Origin of the sequence: Micromonospora sp. DH13, assembly GCF_020873825.1 — a bacterium.
GTDB classification, from domain to species: Bacteria; Actinomycetota; Actinomycetes; order Mycobacteriales; family Micromonosporaceae; genus Micromonospora; species Micromonospora haikouensis.
Genome location: NZ_JAHWGR010000013.1, coordinates 132,175 through 151,052, shown reverse-complemented (window position 1 = coordinate 151,052; position 18,878 = coordinate 132,175). Strand labels below are relative to the sequence as shown.

Genomic DNA, 18,878 nt, shown 5'->3' with positions numbered 1-18,878 from the left:
CCGCGCCGGTCTCCGCCGGCGTTGCCATGGCGCCGACGGCCGACCCGGGGGTGCGCCGGGTCAGGCCGCGTAGACCGCCCAGGCCGCAGGCTCGACCCACCAGGACCGCTTCCGGCTCAACTCGCCCTCGACCCCGTCGTCGAGGTACGGCACCCGCTCGTCACGCGGCACGACGGCAACCGCGCGCCCCCGCGCGCGGCGCACCTCGAACCGCACCCGTTTCCTACCCAACGTCGAGCGGGTCACCACGGGAACGGCCACCGCCACCTCCACCAGCCCGTCCGTCGGGTCGCCGGCGGAGAGCAGCGGCAGCTCGTCGAGCCGGGCGTACCCGGCCGCGTTGCCGATCGCGCAGGCCAGCAGCGGATCGTCGCCGGCCGACAGCACGGCGTCGTCCACCTCGACGCGCCCCCGCCAGTGCAGCGGCCGGCCCGCGTCGTCGGCGGCGCCGATCAGCGCGCCGTCCAGGGTCACCGAGCCGCCGTCGTTGCGCAGCAGGTCCAGCCGCCGGACGGTGCCGTCCAGCACCGCGGCGGCCACCGCCGCCGGGTCGCGCGGCAGGCCGAGCTGCGCGGCCAGGTCACGCTGCCCGCGGGCCCGGGCCGGATCGAGCGGGAGTACGCCCACCGGCGGCAGGTCCGGCACCGTACGGTTGCCGGGCAGGTCGGCCGGGCGGCGGCTGGGCGGTGGGGCGTACCGCCGGACGAGCCGGCGCACGACGGCGCGCAACTGGCCGTCGCTGGCCGTGGCGACGACCAGCCGGGTCTTCGAGTCCGGGTCGGGCCAGGTGAGCCCGTCGGGGCGGGGCGGGCCGTCGAGCCGGGCGAGCACCTCGTCGATCTCCGCGTCCGAGCGGGCGGTGACCGTTTCCACCCGGGCTCCCCGGGCGGTCAGGGCGTCCGCGCAGGCCAGCACCGGCACCCGGGGGGTCTCGCACCGCTGCTCGGCCGGGGCGTGACCGTCGTCACCGGTCGCCCCGCCGCCGCTCGCGGCGTCACCGGTTGCGCCCTCTTCGCCGCCGCAGCAGGCGCCGCCGCTGCCGCAGGCCCCGCCGGGAGCGTCCCGCTCCGAGCCGAGGGTGAGCAGCACCACGTCGTACACGAAGGAGCCTCCTGCCTGTCGACGAACCCCTGCCGGTCCCGCCGTGACCTCTTGTTAGCCTGACACCCCGGGCTCGCTTACCGGTCGCCACCTGGCACCCGAGCCTTCTGGAGGCGGAGAAGATGCCAGCGATCGTGCTCATCGGCGCTCAGTGGGGCGACGAGGGCAAGGGCAAGGTTACCGACCTGCTGGGTGAGCGGGTCGACTACGTCGTGCGCTACTCCGGCGGCAACAACGCCGGCCACACGGTGATCACCCCGGACGGGCAGAAGTACGCGCTGCACCTGATGCCGTCGGGCGCGCTCTCGCCGAGCGCGATGATCATCATCGGCAACGGCGTGGTGGTCGACCCGAAGGTGCTGCTGACCGAGATCGACGGCCTCGCCGAGCGTGGCGTGGACGTCTCCCGGCTGCGCATCTCCGGCGACGCGCACCTGATCATGCCGCACCACCGGGCCCTGGACCGGGTGGTCGAGCGCTACCTGGGCAGCGCCCGGATCGGCACCACCGGCCGGGGCATCGGCCCGGCGTACGGCGACAAGGTCGCCCGGATGGGCATCCGGCTGCAGGACCTGCTCGACCCGGGCATCCTGCGCAAGAAGCTGGAGCTCGCCCTGCGCGAGAAGAACCAGATCCTGTTCAAGGTCTACAACCGCAAGGCGATCGACGTCGACGCGACCGTCGAGGAATACCTGGCCTACGCCGAGCGGCTCAAGCCGTACATCGCCGAGACCCGGGTGATGCTCTGGGACGCCCTGGACCGGGGCGAGACGGTGCTGCTGGAGGGCGCCCAGGCCACCATGCTCGACATGGACCACGGCACGTACCCCTTCGTGACCTCGTCGAACCCGACGGCGGGCGGGGCGTGCGTGGGCGCGGGCATCCCGCCGACCGCGATCAACAAGGTCATCGCGGTGAGCAAGGCGTACACGACCCGGGTCGGGTCCGGCCCGTTCCCGACGGAGCTGTTCGACGACAACGGCCAGCACCTGCGCAAGGTCGGCCACGAGTACGGCACGACCACCGGCCGGGAGCGCCGCTGCGGCTGGTTCGACGCCGTCGTCGCCCGGTACGCGTGCCGCCTCAACGGCGTCACCGACCTGGTCATCACCAAGCTGGACGTGCTCACCGGCCTGCCGAAGGTCCCGCTCTGCGTCGGCTACGAGATCAACGGCGAGCGGTTCGACGACATGCCGATGACGCAGACCGACTTCCACCACGCCACGCCGATCTACGAGGAGCACGACGGCTGGTGGGAGGACATCACCAAGGCGCGGACGGAGGACGAGCTGCCGGAGAACGCGCGCCGCTACATCGCGCGCATCGAGGAGCTCTGCGGCACCCGCGTCAGCGTGGTGGGCGTGGGCCCGGGCCGTGAGGAAAACGTGACCCGTCACCCCCTCCTCCCCTGAGGGGTGGGGAAGGGGCGGACGGGGGGTGGGTAGAGTCCGTGGGCGTGCGCGTACTTCTTCTGGGTGGTGGCGGGCGGGAGCATGCGCTCGCCCTGGGGCTCGCAGCCGATCCGGCCGTCGAGGGGCTGATCGCGGCGCCGGGTAATCCGGGGATCGCCGAGGTCGCCGAGTTGCGGTCGGTGGACGCCGCCGACCCCGCCGCCGTCGCCGCGCTCGCCGTGGAGACCGGCGTCGACCTGGTGGTGATCGGCCCCGAGGCGCCGCTGGTGGCCGGGGTCGCCGATGCCGTACGCGCCAAGGGCATCGCCGCGTTCGGGCCGTCCGCCGAGGCCGCCCGGCTGGAGGGCTCGAAGGCGTTCGCGAAGGACGTGATGACCGCCGCCGGGGTGCCCACCGCGCGGGCGTACACCTGCACCGACCAGGAGGGCACGGCGCGGGCGCTGGACGAGTTCGGCGCGCCGTACGTGGTGAAGAACGACGGGCTGGCCGCCGGCAAGGGCGTCGTCGTCACCGACGACCGGGCCGCCGCGCTGGCGCACGCCGCCGAGTGCGGCCGGGTCGTCGTGGAGGAATACCTGGCGGGCCCCGAGGTCTCCCTCTTCGTGGTCACCGACGGTGAGGCGGCGCTGCCGCTGCTGCCCGCCCAGGACTTCAAGCGCGTCGGCGACGGCGACGCCGGCCCGAACACCGGCGGCATGGGGGCGTACGCGCCGTTGCCGTGGGCCCCGCCCGGCCTCGTCGACGAGGTGATGGCCGACGTCGTCCACCCGACGCTGGCCGAGATGCGCCGCCGGGGCACCCCGTTCTCCGGCCTGCTCTACGTCGGCCTGGCGATGACCGCCGCCGGCCCCCGGGTGATCGAGTTCAACGCCCGCTTCGGCGACCCGGAGACCCAGGTCGTCCTCGCGCTGCTGGAGACGCCGCTCGGCGGCCTGCTGCACGCCGCCGCCGCCGGCACCCTGGCCGACCACCCGCCGCTGCGCTGGCGCGACGGCGCGGCGGTGACCGTGGTCGTGGCCGCCGGCAACTACCCGGGCACCCCGCGCACCGGCGACGTGATCACCGGCGCCGACCGTCCGGGCGTGATCCACGCGGGCACCGCCCGCCGGGCCGCCGACGGCGCGTTGCTCTCCGCCGGCGGCCGGGTCCTCTGCGGTACGGCCACCGGCCCCACCCTCGCCGCCGCGCGCGACGCCGCGTACGAGCTGGTGGGCGGCATCGGGCTGGCGGGCTCGCACCACCGCACCGACATCGCCGCCGCGGCGGTCGACGGCCGGATCACGATCCCCGGCTGACCGGGGGCACTCCCTACCGAGCGGGTTCCGGCGGGGCGGTCAGGGAGTGGGGTCCGGTGTGACCGTCAGGCCATGCCGAGCGCGGCGGCGATGACGGCCTGGGCGGTCGCGCTCAGCTCCTCGCCCTTGGCGTCCGTTGCGGTGATCGAGTATTCGACCCGGAACCGGCCGTCCCGGGTCGACGCCACGGCGGCCAGGTAGCCGTACCGGGAGCCGGTCTTGACCCAGAGGGTCTCGCCGTCGTCCAGCGGCATGGCGGACAGGCCGGCGCTGTACCGGGCCGGGCCGCCCTCGACGTCGTCCACCGGCGGGAGGGTGAACATCTCGGTGAGCTGCGGCTCCGGCACGACCCGGCCGGCGAACAGCGCCGTCATGAAGGTGTCCAGGTCGGCCAGGCTGGAGATGACGTCACCGGAGGCGGGGGTGTAGGTCTGGCTCCACACGGTGGCGTCCACCAGCTCGGTCACCCCGTCCCGGGTGACGGCCTGGTAGCCGTGGGCGTGCGGGCCCCGGATGCGCGGGTCGTCGCCGGGCCCGTACGTGTCGCGTAGGCCGAGCGGCCGGGCGATCCGCCGCGCCAGCTCCTGCTCGTACGTGTGGCCGGTGACCTTCTCGACGAGCAGCCCGGCGACGATGTAGCCCATGTTGGTGTAGTCCTGCTTCTCGCCGGGGTCGAACGCGCGCGGGTTCTCCAGCCCCGTGCGGACGATCTGCTCCGGGGTCCACCGGTCGTACCGGTGGGCGAGCTGCCACTCGATGTCGCCCGGCGGCGTCGGGCTGGGGATGCCGCTGGTGTGGTGGAGGAGTTGGCGGACGGTCACGGTCGGGTAGTCGGCGGGCAGCAGGCCCGGCAGGTAGCCCTGCACGGACCCGTCGAGGTCGACCCGTCCCTCGGCGGCGAGTTGCAGCACCAGCGCGGCCGTGAACACCTTGGTGACGCTGCCCACCCGGAACCGGGCGTGCGGCGGCACCGGGGCCCCGGTGCGCAGGTCCCGCACCCCGCTGGTGCCCGTCCAGCAGCCGTCCGGGGTGGTGATCCGGACCTGGGCGCTGGTCGCGTCGGCGTCGGGTAGGCCGGCGATCGCCGCCCGTATCGGGGCGGGGTCGAGGGTGCCGGGTCGGCAGTCGACCCCGGACCGGTCGTTGTCGACTGCGGCGGCGAGCGGGGCGGGCGCGGGGCCGAGGGGCGTGGTGGCGCGCGGGGCGGCGGTGACCGCGCCGGGCACGGCGACGGTGAGCAGGGCGGCGAGTGCCGTGGCGGCGACCGTACGCCGATTCATGATTGTCATGCCGTCAGCCTGCCGGCGGGGCGCGCCCGGGAGCATCCGGGCAAGTCCCCCGACGAACCCGGGCGGCGGCCTCGGGGGGATCCCCGGTCAGCCGAAGTAGCGGCGTAGCTCGCGGGTGAGCACCTTGCCGGTGGCGTTGCGCGGCAGGTACTTCACGAAGACCACGTCGCGGGGGACGCTGAACCGGGCCAGGTAGTGCCGGACGTACTCGCGGACCGCCTCCGGGTCGAGGGTCTCGCCGGGGTGCAGGGCGAGGAACGCGGCGAGGCGCTGGCCGTACTCGTCGTCGGGCACGCCGATCACGGCCACCTCGCGGACCTGCGGCAGCCGGGCGACCAGGTCCTCCACCTCGGACGGGAAGACGTTCTCCCCGCCGGAGACGATCATGTCGTCGGCCCGCCCGTCGACGAAGAGCAGCCCGTCGGCGTTGACCCGGCCGAGGTCGCCGGTGTCCAGCAGCCCGTCCCGGCTCTCCCGGGCGGTGCCCGAGGTGTAGCCCTCGAAGAGCATCTCGTTGCCGACGAAGATCCGTCCGACCCGGCCGGCGGGTACCGGTCTGCCCTCGTCGTCGAGGATGCGCAGCCGGGTGCCGTGCGGCGGACGGCCGGCGGTGGTCGGGGCGGCCCGCAGCTCGGCGGGGCCGGCGATGGACGCCCAGGACACCTCGGTCGAGCCGTACAGGTTGTAGAGGACGTCGCCGTAGGTGTCCATGAAGCGCAGGGCGAGCCCGCCGGGCAGCGCCGACCCGCTGAGGGCGACCACCTTCAGGGGTGGCTTCGGCTCGGGCGGCGGCACCTCCATCAGCCGCTGCACCATCACCGGCACGGCGAACATGGCGTCGCAGCGGTGCGCCGTGAGCGCGCCGAGCGTGGCGGACGGGTCGAAGCGTCGGTGCAGCACGATCGTCGCCCGCAGGGCGAAGCAGACCTGGAGCGCCGCGTACCCCCAGGTGTGGAACAGCGGTGCGGCGATCAGCACGGTGTCCCGGACGCGCAGCGGGATGCGGTCGATGATGGAGACCAGCGGGCCGAAGCCGTGCGGGGTGGGCCGGCGTGCCCCCTTGGGCGCGCCGGTGGTGCCGGAGGTCAGCACGATGGTGCGGCCCTCGCGCGGCGGCGGCTGGAGGTCGCCGGGCAGCGCCGCCGCGATCAGCTCCTCCAGCCGGGCCTCGTCGACCCGGTGCAGGTCGGCGGGGAGGCCGAGGGCCCGTTCGGCGAACTCGGCGTCGTGCACGAGGACCTTCAGCCCCTGCTCCGCGGCGACGGTGGCGAGCTGCGCGGGGGAGAGCCCCGTGTTGACCAGCACCGCGTCCGCGCCGAGCAGGGTGGTCGCGACCATGGCCTCGATCAGCCCGTGGTGGTTGCGGCAGAGCAGCCCGATGCGGTCCCCGCTGTGCACGCCGAGGCCGCCGCGCAGCGACTTCGCCAGCCGTTCGGCGCGGTCGAGCAGGGCGCCGTACGTCAGCTCGGCGCCCTGCTCGTCGACGACGGCGGTGCGGCCCGGGTCCCGGGCGGCGGCCTGGCGCAGCTCGCCGGCGAGGCTCCAGCCCCACCGGCGCAGCGCGTTGAGCTGGGCGGCGACCCGGATCGGCGGGCCCGGGGTGAGCAGCCCGCGCCGGGTCAGCGTGGCGACGGTGAACGGCAGATCCATCCGCGGGCCTCCTCCGGGCGTGCGGGACCCACCCGGCGACCGTGCGGCGTGTCGGGTCGGGTCGGGTCGGGTCGGTTCGTGGTCGGGTCAGCGGACGTGGACGCCGGAGATGGCCCGGGAGATCACCAGTCGCTGGATCTCCGACGTGCCCTCGAAGATGGTGTAGATCTTGGCGTCCCGGTACCAGCGCTCGACCGGGTGGTCCCGCAGGAAGCCGGCCCCGCCGAGCAGCTGCACGGCCTTCTCGGTGACCGACACGGCCACCTCGCCGGCCTTGAGCTTGGACATCGAGCCCTCGCCGGCGGTGAACGGGCGGTTGTTGCGCCCCATCCAGGAGGCCCGCCAGACCAGCAGCCGGGCGGCGTCGATCTCCATCTTCATGTCGGCCAGCGCGAACGCGACCGCCTGGTTCTCGATGATCGGCCGGCCGAACTGCACCCGGTCCTTGGCGTAGTCCAGCGCGTACTCGTAGGCGGCGCGGGCCACGCCGAGCGCCTGCGCGCCGACGGTCGGCCGGGACAGCTCGAACGTGCGCATCGCGGCCTGGCCGGAGGCCTTCTGGCCGGATTGGGCGCGGGCCAGCCGCTCGTCGAGGGCCTCCTTGCCGCCGAGCAGGCAGCGGCCGGGGACCCGGACGTCGTCGAGGAAGACGTCCGCCGTGTGCGAGGCGCGCAGCCCCAGCTTGCGCAGCTTCCGGGTCGCGCTCAACCCGGCGGTGCCCGGGGGTACGACGAACGCGGCCTGCCCGCGCGAGCCGAGCGTCGGGTCGACCGAGGCGGTGACGACGTGCACCCCGGCGATCCCGCCGTTGGTGGCGTACGCCTTCTGCCCGCGCAGCACCCATTCGTCGCTGGCCTCGTCGTAGACGGCCCGGGTGCGCATCGCGCCGACGTCGGAGCCGGCCTCCGGCTCGGTGGTGCAGAACGCGGCGACGGCCGGGGAGTCGGCGTCGCCGAAGCACTGGGGGACCCACTCGACGAGCTGGTCGGGGGTGCCCGCGCCGTAGATGGCGGCCACGGCCAGCGAGGTGCCGAAGATGCCGAGGCCGATGCCGGCGTCGCCCCAGAAGAGCTCCTCGCTGGCGATCGGCAGGGACAGGCCGGTGGGGTCGGCCCAGCAGGTGGCGAGGAACTCGAAGCCGTACAGCCCGACCTTCGCCGCCTCGGCGATCACGGGCCAGGGGGTCTCCTCGCGCTCGTCCCACTCGGCGGCGGCCGGGCGCACGACCTCGGCGGCGAAGCCGTGCACCCAGTCCCGCAGGTCCCGCTGTTCCTCGTTCAGGTCGAGCGAGAACTCGGCCATCGTCAGCCCTTGGGGATGTCGAACAGGTTGGCGATGTTGGCGGCGAGGCCGAGGTCGCCCTTGGCCTTCAGCTTGCCGGTCATGAACATCATCACCGGGTTCGCGCCGCCGGAGACGATCTTCAGGAACTCCAGGGGGCCCATGGTGAGGCTCAGCTTGGGGTCGTGCTGCGGGGTCTCGTTGACCGTGCACGCGCCGTCGGCGACGACGATCTCGTAGGTGTCCGTGCCGCCGTCGGGGCGGCCCGTGATGCCCCAGTGGATCACCGCGTTGGTGGAGCCGGCCCGGTCGGCGCGGAACAGCGTGGGCATCCGGCCGAAGACCTCGCTCAGGACCTTGCCGCGCAGCTCGCCGGACATCACCTCGACGATCTTGTCGTCGGGGGTGGACTTGACCAGCTGGGCGAACTCCTTGGGGCCGTAGTTGGCGAAGTTGGCCGGGTCGAAGTCAGTCATGGAAAGGAACCTCTCGAGCGGCGACTGTGGTTACTCTAGCGTAACCTTACGCACGAGTAGGTATGCTCGCAAGGTGTCCAGCACCCCCACCTTCAAGCGCCTCCCCCGGGCCGTACGCGAGCAGCAGATGCTCGACGCCGCCGTCCGGGTCTTCTCCCGACGCGGCTTCCACGCGGCGAGCATGGACGAGATCGCCGAGGACGCCGGCATCTCCAAACCCATGGTGTACGCGTACCTGGGCAGCAAGGAGGAGCTCTTCGTCGCCTGCCTGCACCGCGAGGGCACCCGCATGATGGAGGCCATCGCCGGGGCCGCCGCCCCCGACCTCGATGCTGACGAGCGGCTCTGGCGCGGCCTGCGCGCGTTCTTCGGCTTCGTCGGGGCGCACCGCGACGGCTGGGCGGTGCTCTACCGGCAGGCCCGCGGCTCCCAGCCGTTCGCCGGGGAGCTCGCCGCCATGCGGGCCCGGCTCGTCGAGGTGGTCGCCGGGATGCTCGACCACGCCCTGCGCGCCCGGGGCCGCGAGGTGGGCGCCACCGACCTGGAGGTCGTCGCGTACGCCCTGGTCGGCGCGAGCGAGTCGCTGGGCGACTGGCTCGCCGACCACCCGGAGGCCGACCCGGAGAAGACCGCCACCCGGATGATGAACGTCGCCTGGCTCGGCGCCGACCAGCTCCTCCGCGGCGTCACCTGGCACCCCGAGGGGTAAGGAAGGGCACCTTGTTAACGCTTTCCGTATAGGAAGGGCCCCCTGTTAACACGCCTGGCGGGAATGTCGGTGGGGTGCGCGAGGATGGGCGGGTGCTCGACGGCATCGACGACATCGACTGGGTGCGGCTCGGCCACGCCTACGGCTCGGCCGGGGACGTGCCCGGCCTGCTCCGCGCCCTGCGCTCGCCCGACGAGGAGGAGCGGCAGGCCGCCTTCGGCGCGCTCTACGCCAACATCTTCCACCAGGGCTCACGCTACGAGGCGTCGGCGTACGCCGTGCCGTTCCTGCTGGAGCTGCTCGCCGACCCGGCCACCCCCGACCGGGAGCTGGTGCTCTACCTGGTGACGGCGCTCGCGGTGGGCTACGACGAGCGGTGGCTGCCCGAGGGCGTCCCGGTGGCCGAGTTCCGCCGGGCGGCCGACGGCGGGCGGGAGCTGCTCGCCGCCAAGCCGCCCCCGTGGCACGGCGACGACGAAACCCAGAAGGAGTACGTCGAGTGGGCGTACGTGGAGTCGCTCGACGAGGCGGATCAGCAGCGCCTGTGGGCGTACATCGAGCTGGCCGTCTACGACGCGGTGCGAGCCGGCGTGCCCCTGTTCCGTGACCTGCTCACCGACGCCGACCCGGGGCTGCGCGCCGGGGCGGCGTACGCGCTCGCCTGGTTTCCGGAGGACGCGGCCGGCAGCCTCCCGGCGCTCGTCGCGGCGGCCGGGGCCGCACTGGAGGTGGACGAGGACGAGGCGGCGACCGTCCTGGTGGCCGCCGGGTTGCTCGGTGCCGCGCCCGACGCCGGGCTGCTGACCGACGCGCGCCCGGTGATCCGCTGGGCCGCCGCGGTCGGTCGGGCCCGGGTGCTCGGTGCCGATGCCGACCAGGCGACGGTCGACGAGCTGCTCGGCTGGACGGCCGCCGGCCCGGGCAACCGGCTGACGGCCGACGGGGCCGAGGTGCCGTTCCTCGACGGCGACCTCAACGGGTACGCGGGGCTGTCCCTGCGCCTGCTCGGGCCACGGCACACCGATCGGGCGTTCGACGCGCTGCTCGACCGGCTGCCCGCCGTCACCGGTGAGCAGGCGTTGCCGGTGACGGCCGAGGCCCTGCGCCTGGCGTTCCCCGAAGGCAGCCTGCCCTCGGGGGTGCCGTGTGCGGCGCTGGCTCCCCGGCAACGGCGGCTCGTCGAGCTGCTGGCCCGGTCGCCCGAGGCGTGGCTGTTCGGCGACTCGACGTTCGTCAACTTCAGCCTGCTCGTCGGCGACTACGGCCTGCCGCGCAGCCGGGAGGCGATGCTGGCGTACCTCGAAGGCGTTCCGACCTGACCCTCGACGGTCCGCTCAGCGGGGCCGGCCGGCGGCGCGTCGGCGGGCGCGGAGCCGAAGCCAGCGGGCGGCCTCCAGCAGGCCGGTGATCGCGACCGACAGCCCGATCCCGGCCAGGATGCCCTTGACCGGCTCCCGCTCGAAGGCCAGCCCGCCGAAGTAGCCGAGCAGCCCGCAGTACGCCGCCCAGGTGCCGGCCGCGAGCGCGTCGAAGAGCACGAACGACCGCAGCGGATAGCGGACCGCGCCCATCGTCAGGGTCACCGCCGTGCGCCCGCCGGGGACGTAGCGGGCGGTGGTGAGCATCATGCCGCCGCGCCGGTCGACTGCCCGGCGGGCCCACTCGGATCCGGCGCGCCGCCGGCTGTCCGCCGGCAGCCGGGCCAGCCGGTGCGCGCCGCCGCTCCGGCCGATGGCGTACGACAGGTGGTCGCCGGCCAGCGCGCCGCACGCGGCGAGCACGATCACCATCGTCAGGTCCGGCTGCCCGCCGACCGCGAAGACCCCGGCGGTCACCACGATCGTCTCGCCGGGCACCGCCGGGAAGACGGCGTCGACCGCGGTGACCGCGAAGATCACCAGGTAGACCCACGGCGAGGTGACCGTGTCGTGGAGCAGGCCGAGGACCGACTGCATGCCCTCATGCTCTGCCGTCGCGGCGTTAAGAAGGGGCCCTTCCTATACAAAAGGCGTTAACAAGGTGCCCTTCCTTACAAGCTTGCCCTCGGCGGTGGGGGAGTGGGAGGTGAGCGTCACCGGGGCACCCAGCGCTTCCTCGACCGCCGCCGGCCAGTCGGCCGGAGGGCCGTCGTCGTAGACCGGGCGGGCCGCGAGCAGGCGGGCGGTGAGGGCGGCCTGGCGGTCCAGGTCGCCGGGCGGGCCGGGCTCCAGGCGGTCGGTGCCGTCGTAGCGGCGGCAGATCCGCAGCCCCCGGTCGGCCAGGTCGAGGTGGGTGAGGGCGAGGCTGTCGACGCCGCCGGCCGCGTCGAGGGCGTACCGGTGGGCGACCGCGTCGAAGTGGCCGAACCGGAACCGCCCCTGCCACGGGTTGGTGGCGTTGTGCGCGTCGGCCAGCGACAGCGCCGGGTCCTCGGTGACCAGCGGGCCGGGGCCGTGCCGGGTGGTGGTGACCCGCAGCACGCCCAGCCGCTCGGCGGTGCCGGCGAGCCCCGCCTCGGCGAGCAGGCCCTCGGCGTTGGCGAACGTCGTGGTGCTCCACGTCGTGTACGGGTGGAAGCCGTGCCACTCGTCGAGCAGCACCCCCTGCGCCCCCTCGAAGACGCAGGTCCCGGCGCGCAGCACCCCGGCCAGGTGGGACCGGTCGACGATCGCCACCCGGTCGCCGAACGCGGTGAACGCGGGCAGGCAGTCGTCGACGGGCGGGGCGTCCAGCGGGCCGAGTTCGGCGGTGAGCCGGTCGCGCAGGGCGGCCAGCCGGCGGCGCAGCACGGCCGGGGTGCGGCAGTCCGCCACCCGGGGCGCGGAGTCGGGGTGGGCGAGCCCGTACGCGACGGCCTCGCCCACCCCCAGCCCGCAGGAGCCGTGCCGGTCGGCTCCGCGGGCCAGCTCGCGGGCCCGGTTGGCGGCCCGGTGGTACGGGGTGGCCAGCAGCGCCTCCCCGTCGACGGTGAGCCTGTCGAGCGCGTCGGGCACGCCCACCGTGGCGAGGTGGTCGGCCTCGGCGGCCAGGGCGAGCGGGTCCACCACCACGTGCCGGGACAGGTGGGTCCGCACGCCGGGGCGGAAGGTGCCCGCCCCGAACTGCGCGAACGTGTGGTGCCGCCCGTCGCGCAGGACGACGTTGTGTGCCGCCTGCGCGCCCCCGTTGAAGCGGATCACCGTGTGGACGGGCCGGGTGGCGCAGAGCCAGTCCACGACGGTGCCCTTGCCTGCGTCGCCGTAGCCGAGGTCGACCACCAGCACGTGGTTCACAGCCGGGTCACCCCACGGGTGGGCGGCGTCGACGGGGCGGGCAGCGTGGCCACCTGGTCGCGGGTGCCCCGGCCGAGGCGGGCCAGCGCCTTCGACACGGTGCCGGTGGCCTTCGAGCCGGCCTTCTTGAGGTCGGCCAGGCCCTGGTCGAGGTCGACGGCCTGCTCGCCGAGGCCGACGGTGAGGGCGATGGTCTCGCAGACCGCGTCGAGGTCGTCGAGCACGACGGCGTTCTGCCCGAGCAGGTCGCGCCAGAAGTCCAGCACCTTCGTGTTGCCGGCGTAGCTGCTGCCGGCGGGGAGCAGGTAATAGGTGTCCCAGCGCCGGGTCACCTCGTCGACGATCTGCAGCAGCGGCACGTCCTCGCGGAGGTCGTCACCGATGAGCCGGCTCACCTGCCGCCGGTCCACCCGGGGGTAGGCCAGCTCGTCGCCGATGATGAACAGGTAGCCGCGCCGGCCCCGCTTCTCCCAGCAGTCGGTGGCGGTGTGCCGGGCCATGAAGTACATGGCCAGCTCGTACGACTCGGTCATCTGGCCGCCGCCGCCACCCTCCAGCACGATCCGGCCGAGGTCGTCGTCCATCCGGTTGTCCGACTCGAACTGCCCGACCTGCAACGGCACCTGGTCGCAGGTGGCGTCGCCGATCGCGCCGAACATGATCTGCGGGTCGCGGGCGTACCCCTGGCGGAGCAGGAGCCCGAGCAGCTGCGGCAGCTTGGCCTGGAGGGTGCGGGGCACGTTCCGCATGGAGCCGGTGACGTCGAACAGCACCGTGATGGCCGTCGACTGCGGGTGCTCGGCCGAGTCGCGGCTCTCCCGCATCGCGTCGCGCGGGTCGAGCGCCGGGTGCACCTTGCGCGCCCCGCTGTCGCTGTACGCGAAGGCGCTCTTGCCGGTGGCCCGGCGGTACCGGTCGGCGGCGTCGTACACGTCGGTGGACCACATTCCACTGCCCATGGCAGCCTCCCTAGGGGTTGAGGGTGAAGGGTCGGAAGGTGCGCGGCCCGTAGAGCCGTTCGAGCACCTCGTCCAGTTCGCGCAGCAGTCGCCACGCGTCGTCGGGCCGGGACGGCAGCGCCGGGCGGCGGCAGCCGTGGGCGAAGGCGCGCAGCTCGCGCGGGGCCCGGTCGCCCATCAGCCACGCCATGCACGTGGCGGCCATCGCCAGGTCGGTGCCGGGCCCGCAGGCCCGCCGGGCGGCGACCTCCGGCGGGTACCAGTCCTCGTGGCCGGGCACCAGCGCGGGGATCGTGCCCCCGGTGGCGGCGGAGAAGCACCAGTCGACGAGCACCACGCCGTGCCCGTCGGGCTCGATCAGCACGTGCCGGGGCAGCACCGCGCCGTGCACGATGCCGGCCCGGTGGGCCAGGCCGAGGGCGACCAGCAGCCGCCGCCACATCCAGGCCGCGTCCCGGCCGTCGAGCCCGTCGGGGTACGCGCGGCGCACCTCGTCGAGGCTGTGCAGGCCGGGCGCGGTGGCCAGCACGCTGATCCGCCGTTCCGCCCCGGTGGCCGGGTCCCGGTGCCGGAGGGTGTCGACGAGCCGGGGCACGTACGGCAGGTAGCGGGGGTCGCCGCGTTCGGAGATGGTGCGCAGCGCGTGCTGCTCGCGGGCGACGAGGTCGTTGTCGGCGGGGTCGCGGGGCAGCTTGAGCAGGCGGTCCGACCCGACGTCGTAGAGGTCGGCGAGGTCGCCGGTGTGGGCGAGCGGGCCGAGCCGGTGGCCGCCGAGGACGATCGGGCCGGCACTGGCCCGCCCGGCCCGCCACCGGTTGGTGACCTGGACGAACGCGTCGGTGGCGGCGGCGCGTACGGCCGGGTCGAGCGCGCCCAGCCGGTCGGGGTGCAGGGCCGCGACCAGCTCGCGGTAGCGGTGGGCCGACGGGTCGGCGCCGAACAGGTCGGCGTCGGTGCGCGCGGCGGTGACCAGCCGGATCGCCTCGTGGGTGTTCACCGCACCGTCTCCTCCCGGGCGGGGCGCAGCAGCGCCGGGTGCAGCAGTCGGGCGTCGCCGGCCCGGTAGAGCTTGGCGCGGGGGCCGCCGCGCGTGCCGCCGCGTTCGGTGCTCGCGCCGGTGCTCTCCACGAAGCCCGGCACGGAGAGCACCTTGCGGTGGAAGTTGCCGGGGTGCAGCGGGTGCCCCCAGACGGTCTCGTAGACGGCCCGCAGCTCGCTGATGGTGAACTCGGTGTCGAGGAAGCGGGTGGCCAGCGGGGTGTATTCCAGCTTGGACCGGGCCCGCTCCAGGCCGTCGTCGATGATCCGGTCGTGGTCGAAGGCGAGCTGCCGGCTGCTCAGCGCGGTCACGGGCAGCCAGATCGCGTCGTCGGCGTCGCTGCCGGCGGCCGGGTCGGGCAGGTCGGGGGCGAACGCGAGGTAGGCCACCGAGACGATCCGCATCCGGGGGTCGCGGTCGGGGTCGCCGTAGCTGGCGAGCTGCTCCAGGTGGACGCGGCGCAGCCGCTCGCCGCCGAGGCCGGTCTCCTCGGCCAGCTCCCGCCGGGCCCCGGTCGCCAGGTCCTCCTCGGGGCGGACGAACCCGCCGGGCAGCGCCCAGTGGCCCTCGAACGGCGGCCCGCCCCGGCGGACGAGCAGCAGGTGCAGCGCGTCGGACCGGACGGTCAGGGCGACCACGTCGACGGTGACGGCCACCGCCGGGTAGGCCCGGGGGTCGTAGGCGGCGAGGAACTCCTGCTCGTTCACGGCGTCTCTCTCACTCTGAGAACATCTCAACGTGAGAACAACTTAGCGCACGAAAGAGTGAATGCCAAGCCCTGGCCCTCGTCAGCGCACGGAGCCCGCCAGGTGCGGCCTGCCGCTGCGCGCGTCGTGCAGGGCGAACTCCCAGGCCGGGCCGTCGGCGGTGGCGGTGAAGGCCACCGTGGACGGCAGCGGCACCGGCAGCTTGAACGCCACCTCGACCGTGTACGCCTCCGGCAGCCGGCTCTCCAGCGCGGCCAGGCAGCGCGCCTTGCTCCACATGCCGTGCGCGATCGGGCGGGGGAAGCCGAACAGCCGCGCCCCCAGCCGGGAGGTGTGGATCGGGTTGTGGTCGCCGGAGATTCGCGCGTAGTCGGTGCCGACCCGCGGCGGCACCCGCCAGGAGGCGGTGGCGGCCGGCGCGGCGGGCCGGTCACCCCGGTCGCGCCGCGCGCCGCCGCCGGCCGTGCGCTCCCTGCCGAGGTACGTCGACACGCCGCGCCACACCTCCGCCCCGCCGGCCGCCCCGACCAGCACCACGTCGACCTGCCGCCCCCGCTCGTGCGGGCGCAGGTTCTCGGCGTACGCGCGGAAGTCCAGCGGCTCGCCGGCCTCGACCGGCCGGCGCACGGTGATCCGGTTGGCCACGTGCACCAGCCCGACCAGCGGCAGCGGGAACTGCGGCGCGGTCATCAGCCGCAGCGCCAGCGGAAACCCCAGCACGTGCGGGTACGTCCCCGGGAGCCGGTCGGCCAGCCGGAACCCGCACACCCGGTCGTAGTCGGCCAGGTGCGCCCGGTCGACGGCGACCCCGGCGACGGCCAGCTCGACCTGCGGCAGCGCGTCGCCCCGGCGGCGACCCGGGCCGGGCAGCGCCCCGAGCAGGGCCCGCCGGTAGAGCGGGCCGGCCTGCGGCAGCCGGGGCAGCTCCAGCAGGGTCCGGCCCTGCGTCTCCGCGTCGGTCATCACGCCCCCAGCAGGCTCTGGCCGCAGACCCGGACGACGTTGCCGCTGACCGCGCCGCTCGCCGGCCAGGCCAGCCAGCCGATCGTCTCGGCGACGTCCACGGGCAGGCCACCCTGGGCCATGCTGTTCATCCGCCGGCCCGCCTCCCGCACGACGAGCGGGATGCGGGCGGTCAGCCGGGTCTCGATGAACCCGGGGGCGACCGCGTTGACGCTGATCCCGCGCTCGCGCAGCGCCGGGGCGAGCGACTGCACCAGCCCGATCACGCCCGCCTTGGAGGTGGCGTAGTTGGTCTGGCCCCGGTTGCCGGCGATCCCGGCGATCGAGGAGACCGAGACGATCCGGCCGCCGGCCGGGATCAGCCCGCGCTCCAGCAGCACGTCGTTGATGCGTTCCTGGCTGGACAGGTTGACGTCGATGACGCTGTCCCACCGGTCGGCGTCCATCCGGCCCAGCGTCCGGTCCCGGGTGATGCCGGCGTTGTGCACCACCACGTCGACCCGGCCGTGCCGGGACGCGAGGTGGTCGGCGAGCCGGGTGGGCGCGTCCGGGGCGGTCAGGTCGAGCTGCACGGCGGTCCCGCCGATCTCGTTGGCGACGGCGGCCAGCTCGTCCCCGGCGGCCGGGATGTCGAGCGCGACGACCTGCGCGCCGTCGCGGGCCAGCACCCGGGCCAGGGCCGCGCCGATGCCCCGGGCCGCCCCGGTCACCAGGACGACCTGGCCGTCGAGCGGCCGGTCCCAGTCGGCCGGCGGGTCGGCCGCGCCGGCGCCGACCCGGACGACCTGCCCCGAGACGTACGCGGAGCGGCCCGAGAGCAGGAACCGCAGGGTGGCCTCCAGGCCGGTGGCCGTGCCGGCGTCCCCGTGCGCCGTGACGTGCACGAGCTGGGCGGTGACGCCCCGGCCGAACTCCTTGCCGATGCTGCGGGTCAGCCCCTCCAGGGCCCGCTGGGCGGTCGCCTCGCGCGGCGTGCCGCACTCGTCGGGCGGGGTGCCGAGCACGATCACCCGGCCGCCGGGCAGCACCGAGCGGGCGCGCGGGTGGAAGAAGTCGTAGAGCTGGCGCAGGCCGGTGGAGTCGGCGACGCCCGTGGCGTCGTACACCAGGGCCCCGAAGCGCTCCTGGGCGTCGGCGGTGGCCGGATCGCGCAGCTCGACCCCGGCGGCGGTCAGGATCGTGCCGACCTGCCCGGCGAGCCGGCCGCCGGTGGCCGAGCCGAGCAGGGCCGGCCCGGTCAGTAGCGGGTCCCCCGGGGTGTGCCGGCGCAGTCGTGGCGGGTCGGGCAGCCCCAGGCGCTTGACCAGCGCGCGGCCGGCCCCCGATCGGACGAAGCTCGCGTACCTGTCGGTCATAGGCGTAGCCTACTGGCCAGTAGGTTGTGGGCAAGTCCTGAAACGGAGGCGGGATCGTGCAGAGCATCCGGCGGGTCGCGGTCATCGGCGGCAACCGCATCCCCTTCGCCCGGTCCAACTCGCGGTACGCCAGCGCGTCCAACGCCGACATGCTCGGCGCGGCCCTCGACGGGCTCGTCGCGCGGTTCGGGCTGGCCGGGCAGCGGGTCGGCGAGGTCGTCGCCGGGGCGGTGCTCAAGCACTCCCGGGACTTCAACCTCACCCGCGAGGTGGTGCTCGGCTCGAAGCTCGACCCGCACACCCCGGCGTACGACATCCAGCAGGCGTGCGGCACCGGCCTGGAGGCGGCGATCCTCGTCGCCAACAAGATCGCCCTCGGGCAGATCGAGGCCGGCATCGCCGGCGGCGTCGACACCACCTCCGACGCCCCGCTGGCCGTCAACGAGGAGCTGCGCCGCACCCTGCTCCGGCTCAACTCCGCCCGCACCCTCGGCGAACGGCTGAAGATCGCGGCGAAACTGCGTCCGCTCCAGCCGTTCCAGCCGGAGATCCCGCGCAACGCCGAGCCGCGCACCGGGCTGTCGATGGGCGAGCACGCCGCCCGCACCGCCCTGCGCTGGAACGTCGACCGGCAGGCCCAGGACGAGCTGGCGCTCCGCTCCCACCAGCGGCTCGCCGCCGCGTACGACCGGGGGTTCTTCGACGACCTGCTGACCCCCTACCTGGGGCTGAACCGGGACCAGAACCTCCGCCCCGACACCACCATGGAGAAGCTTGGCTCGCTCAAGCCCGTCTTCGGCCACCGGGGCCCGGACGCCGAGCAGGCGACCATGACCGCCGGCAACTCCTCTCCGCTCACCGACGGCGCGTCCACGGTGCTGCTCGCCTCGGAGGAGTGGGCGGCCGAGCGCAACCTGCCGGTGCTCGCCTGGTTCTCCTGGTCGGAGACGGCGGCCGTCGACTTCGTGCACGGCGACGAGGGGCTGCTGATGGCCCCCGCGTACGCGGTGCCCCGGATGCTGGCCCGCGCCGGGCTGACGTTGCAGGACTTCGACTACTACGAGATCCACGAGGCGTTCGCCTCGCAGGTGCTGGCGACGCTGGCCGCCTGGGAGTCGCCGGAGTTCTGCAAGGACCGGCTCGGCCTGGACGCCCCGCTCGGGTCGATCGACCGGGACAGGCTCAACGTCAACGGCTCGTCCCTGGCCGCCGGCCACCCGTTCGCCGCCACCGGCGGGCGGATCGTCGCCACGCTGGCCAAGCTGCTCGCCGAGTCCGGCTCCGGGCGGGGGCTCATCTCGATCTGCGCGGCCGGCGGCCAGGGGGTCACGGCGATCCTGGAGCGCTGACGCCCGGCCCCGCCTGCCCCACCGCGCCGCGCCGGGCCTCGC

General features: G+C 74.7%; 17 protein-coding genes. 5 read left to right on the top strand and 12 right to left on the bottom strand.

Features of this window, described 5'->3' with window-relative positions:
* Positions 1 to 60: 60 nt before the first annotated feature.
* Positions 61 to 1,101 carry a hypothetical protein gene (locus LPA42_RS15445; RefSeq protein WP_077935487.1) on the bottom strand — a complete coding sequence of 347 codons (1,041 nt, stop codon included), beginning with the start codon at positions 1,099 to 1,101 and terminating at the stop codon, positions 61 to 63.
* Between the two features lie 122 nt (positions 1,102 to 1,223).
* Here LPA42_RS15445 and LPA42_RS15440 point away from each other — a divergent pair, with 122 nt between their 5' ends.
* Both LPA42_RS15440 and purD read left to right on the top strand, forming a co-directional pair.
* Positions 1,224 to 2,513 carry an adenylosuccinate synthase gene (locus LPA42_RS15440; protein ID WP_043961166.1) on the top strand — a complete coding sequence of 430 codons (1,290 nt, stop codon included), beginning with the start codon at positions 1,224 to 1,226 and terminating at the stop codon, positions 2,511 to 2,513.
* 44 nt (positions 2,514 to 2,557) lie between these two features.
* Entirely contained in the window at positions 2,558 to 3,808 is a 1,251-nt protein-coding gene (gene purD, locus LPA42_RS15435) for a phosphoribosylamine--glycine ligase (RefSeq protein WP_077935489.1), read from the top strand.
* Positions 3,809 to 3,873: 65 nt separating this feature from the next.
* On the opposite strand, the gene LPA42_RS15430 is transcribed toward purD, so the two are convergent.
* From LPA42_RS15430 to LPA42_RS15415, 4 genes are all read right to left on the bottom strand, one after another.
* Positions 3,874 to 5,097: a serine hydrolase gene (locus LPA42_RS15430; protein ID WP_255704514.1), complete on the bottom strand. Its 1,224-nt coding sequence runs from the start codon at positions 5,095 to 5,097 to the stop codon at positions 3,874 to 3,876.
* A gap of 87 nt (positions 5,098 to 5,184) precedes the next feature.
* On the bottom strand, positions 5,185 to 6,747 hold the full coding sequence (locus LPA42_RS15425; protein WP_077935490.1) for an AMP-binding protein: 1,563 nt from the start codon (positions 6,745 to 6,747) through the stop codon (positions 5,185 to 5,187).
* An 87-nt stretch (positions 6,748 to 6,834) separates the two neighbouring features.
* Positions 6,835 to 8,049 carry an acyl-CoA dehydrogenase family protein gene (locus tag LPA42_RS15420; RefSeq protein WP_077935491.1) on the bottom strand — a complete coding sequence of 405 codons (1,215 nt, stop codon included), beginning with the start codon at positions 8,047 to 8,049 and terminating at the stop codon, positions 6,835 to 6,837.
* A 2-nt stretch (positions 8,050 to 8,051) separates the two neighbouring features.
* Positions 8,052 to 8,504, bottom strand: coding sequence for an SCP2 sterol-binding domain-containing protein (locus LPA42_RS15415; RefSeq protein WP_043961175.1), 453 nt, complete (start codon positions 8,502 to 8,504; stop codon positions 8,052 to 8,054).
* 73 nt (positions 8,505 to 8,577) lie between these two features.
* Here LPA42_RS15415 and LPA42_RS15410 point away from each other — a divergent pair, with 73 nt between their 5' ends.
* Entirely contained in the window at positions 8,578 to 9,213 is a 636-nt protein-coding gene (locus LPA42_RS15410; protein ID WP_043961177.1) for a TetR/AcrR family transcriptional regulator, read from the top strand.
* Positions 9,214 to 9,287: 74 nt separating this feature from the next.
* The gene (locus LPA42_RS15405; protein ID WP_144082509.1) at positions 9,288 to 10,532 is read left to right on the top strand and encodes a HEAT repeat domain-containing protein; all 1,245 of its coding nucleotides are present in this window, start codon (positions 9,288 to 9,290) and stop codon (positions 10,530 to 10,532) included.
* Positions 10,533 to 10,547: 15 nt separating this feature from the next.
* Here LPA42_RS15405 and LPA42_RS15400 read toward each other — a convergent pair whose 3' ends face one another.
* The 7 genes from LPA42_RS15400 to LPA42_RS15370 all read right to left on the bottom strand — a co-directional run bounded on the left by LPA42_RS15400 (position 10,548) and on the right by LPA42_RS15370 (position 17,487).
* The gene (locus tag LPA42_RS15400) at positions 10,548 to 11,168 is read right to left on the bottom strand and encodes a DedA family protein (protein WP_077935493.1); all 621 of its coding nucleotides are present in this window, start codon (positions 11,166 to 11,168) and stop codon (positions 10,548 to 10,550) included.
* Positions 11,169 to 11,210: 42 nt separating this feature from the next.
* Positions 11,211 to 12,464 carry an adenylosuccinate synthetase gene (locus tag LPA42_RS15395; RefSeq protein ID WP_077935494.1) on the bottom strand — a complete coding sequence of 418 codons (1,254 nt, stop codon included), beginning with the start codon at positions 12,462 to 12,464 and terminating at the stop codon, positions 11,211 to 11,213.
* Positions 12,461 to 13,423 carry a hypothetical protein gene (locus tag LPA42_RS15390; RefSeq protein WP_077935495.1) on the bottom strand — a complete coding sequence of 321 codons (963 nt, stop codon included), beginning with the start codon at positions 13,421 to 13,423 and terminating at the stop codon, positions 12,461 to 12,463. Before LPA42_RS15390 ends, LPA42_RS15395 begins: the two co-directional genes overlap by 4 nt.
* A 10-nt stretch (positions 13,424 to 13,433) precedes the next feature.
* The gene (locus LPA42_RS15385) at positions 13,434 to 14,420 is read right to left on the bottom strand and encodes a serine/threonine protein kinase (protein ID WP_077935496.1); all 987 of its coding nucleotides are present in this window, start codon (positions 14,418 to 14,420) and stop codon (positions 13,434 to 13,436) included.
* Positions 14,417 to 15,169, bottom strand: a complete 753-nt coding sequence (locus tag LPA42_RS15380; RefSeq protein WP_077935497.1) for an NUDIX domain-containing protein — start codon at positions 15,167 to 15,169, stop codon at positions 14,417 to 14,419. Before LPA42_RS15380 ends, LPA42_RS15385 begins: the two co-directional genes overlap by 4 nt.
* An 81-nt stretch (positions 15,170 to 15,250) precedes the next feature.
* Complete coding sequence (locus LPA42_RS15375) at positions 15,251 to 16,132, bottom strand: MaoC/PaaZ C-terminal domain-containing protein (protein WP_077935504.1); 882 nt, start codon at positions 16,130 to 16,132, stop codon at positions 15,251 to 15,253.
* Positions 16,132 to 17,487 (bottom strand): 3-oxoacyl-ACP reductase, encoded by a 1,356-nt coding sequence (locus tag LPA42_RS15370; RefSeq protein ID WP_077935498.1) that lies wholly within the window; start codon positions 17,485 to 17,487, stop codon positions 16,132 to 16,134. The genes LPA42_RS15375 and LPA42_RS15370 overlap by 1 nt, the downstream gene beginning before the upstream one ends.
* A 56-nt stretch (positions 17,488 to 17,543) precedes the next feature.
* Between LPA42_RS15370 and LPA42_RS15365 the strand changes: the two genes are divergently transcribed.
* The gene (locus LPA42_RS15365) at positions 17,544 to 18,836 is read left to right on the top strand and encodes an acetyl-CoA C-acetyltransferase (RefSeq protein ID WP_077935499.1); all 1,293 of its coding nucleotides are present in this window, start codon (positions 17,544 to 17,546) and stop codon (positions 18,834 to 18,836) included.
* Positions 18,837 to 18,878 lie beyond the last annotated feature (42 nt).

Bases quoted from the DNA above. Each gene is read 5' to 3' on its own strand.
- LPA42_RS15440 (WP_043961166.1), top strand. From the start codon at position 1,224: ATGCCAGCGATCGTGCTCATCGGCGCTCAGTGGGGCGACGAGGGCAAG.
- LPA42_RS15430 (WP_255704514.1), bottom strand. From the start codon at position 5,097: ATGACAATCATGAATCGGCGTACGGTCGCCGCCACGGCACTCGCCGCC.
- LPA42_RS15425 (WP_077935490.1), bottom strand. From the start codon at position 6,747: ATGGATCTGCCGTTCACCGTCGCCACGCTGACCCGGCGCGGGCTGCTC.
- LPA42_RS15420 (WP_077935491.1), bottom strand. From the start codon at position 8,049: ATGGCCGAGTTCTCGCTCGACCTGAACGAGGAACAGCGGGACCTGCGG.
- LPA42_RS15415 (WP_043961175.1), bottom strand. From the start codon at position 8,504: ATGACTGACTTCGACCCGGCCAACTTCGCCAACTACGGCCCCAAGGAG.
- LPA42_RS15400 (WP_077935493.1), bottom strand. From the start codon at position 11,168: ATGCAGTCGGTCCTCGGCCTGCTCCACGACACGGTCACCTCGCCGTGG.
- LPA42_RS15390 (WP_077935495.1), bottom strand. From the start codon at position 13,423: ATGGGCAGTGGAATGTGGTCCACCGACGTGTACGACGCCGCCGACCGG.
- LPA42_RS15375 (WP_077935504.1), bottom strand. From the start codon at position 16,132: ATGACCGACGCGGAGACGCAGGGCCGGACCCTGCTGGAGCTGCCCCGG.
- LPA42_RS15370 (WP_077935498.1), bottom strand. From the start codon at position 17,487: ATGACCGACAGGTACGCGAGCTTCGTCCGATCGGGGGCCGGCCGCGCG.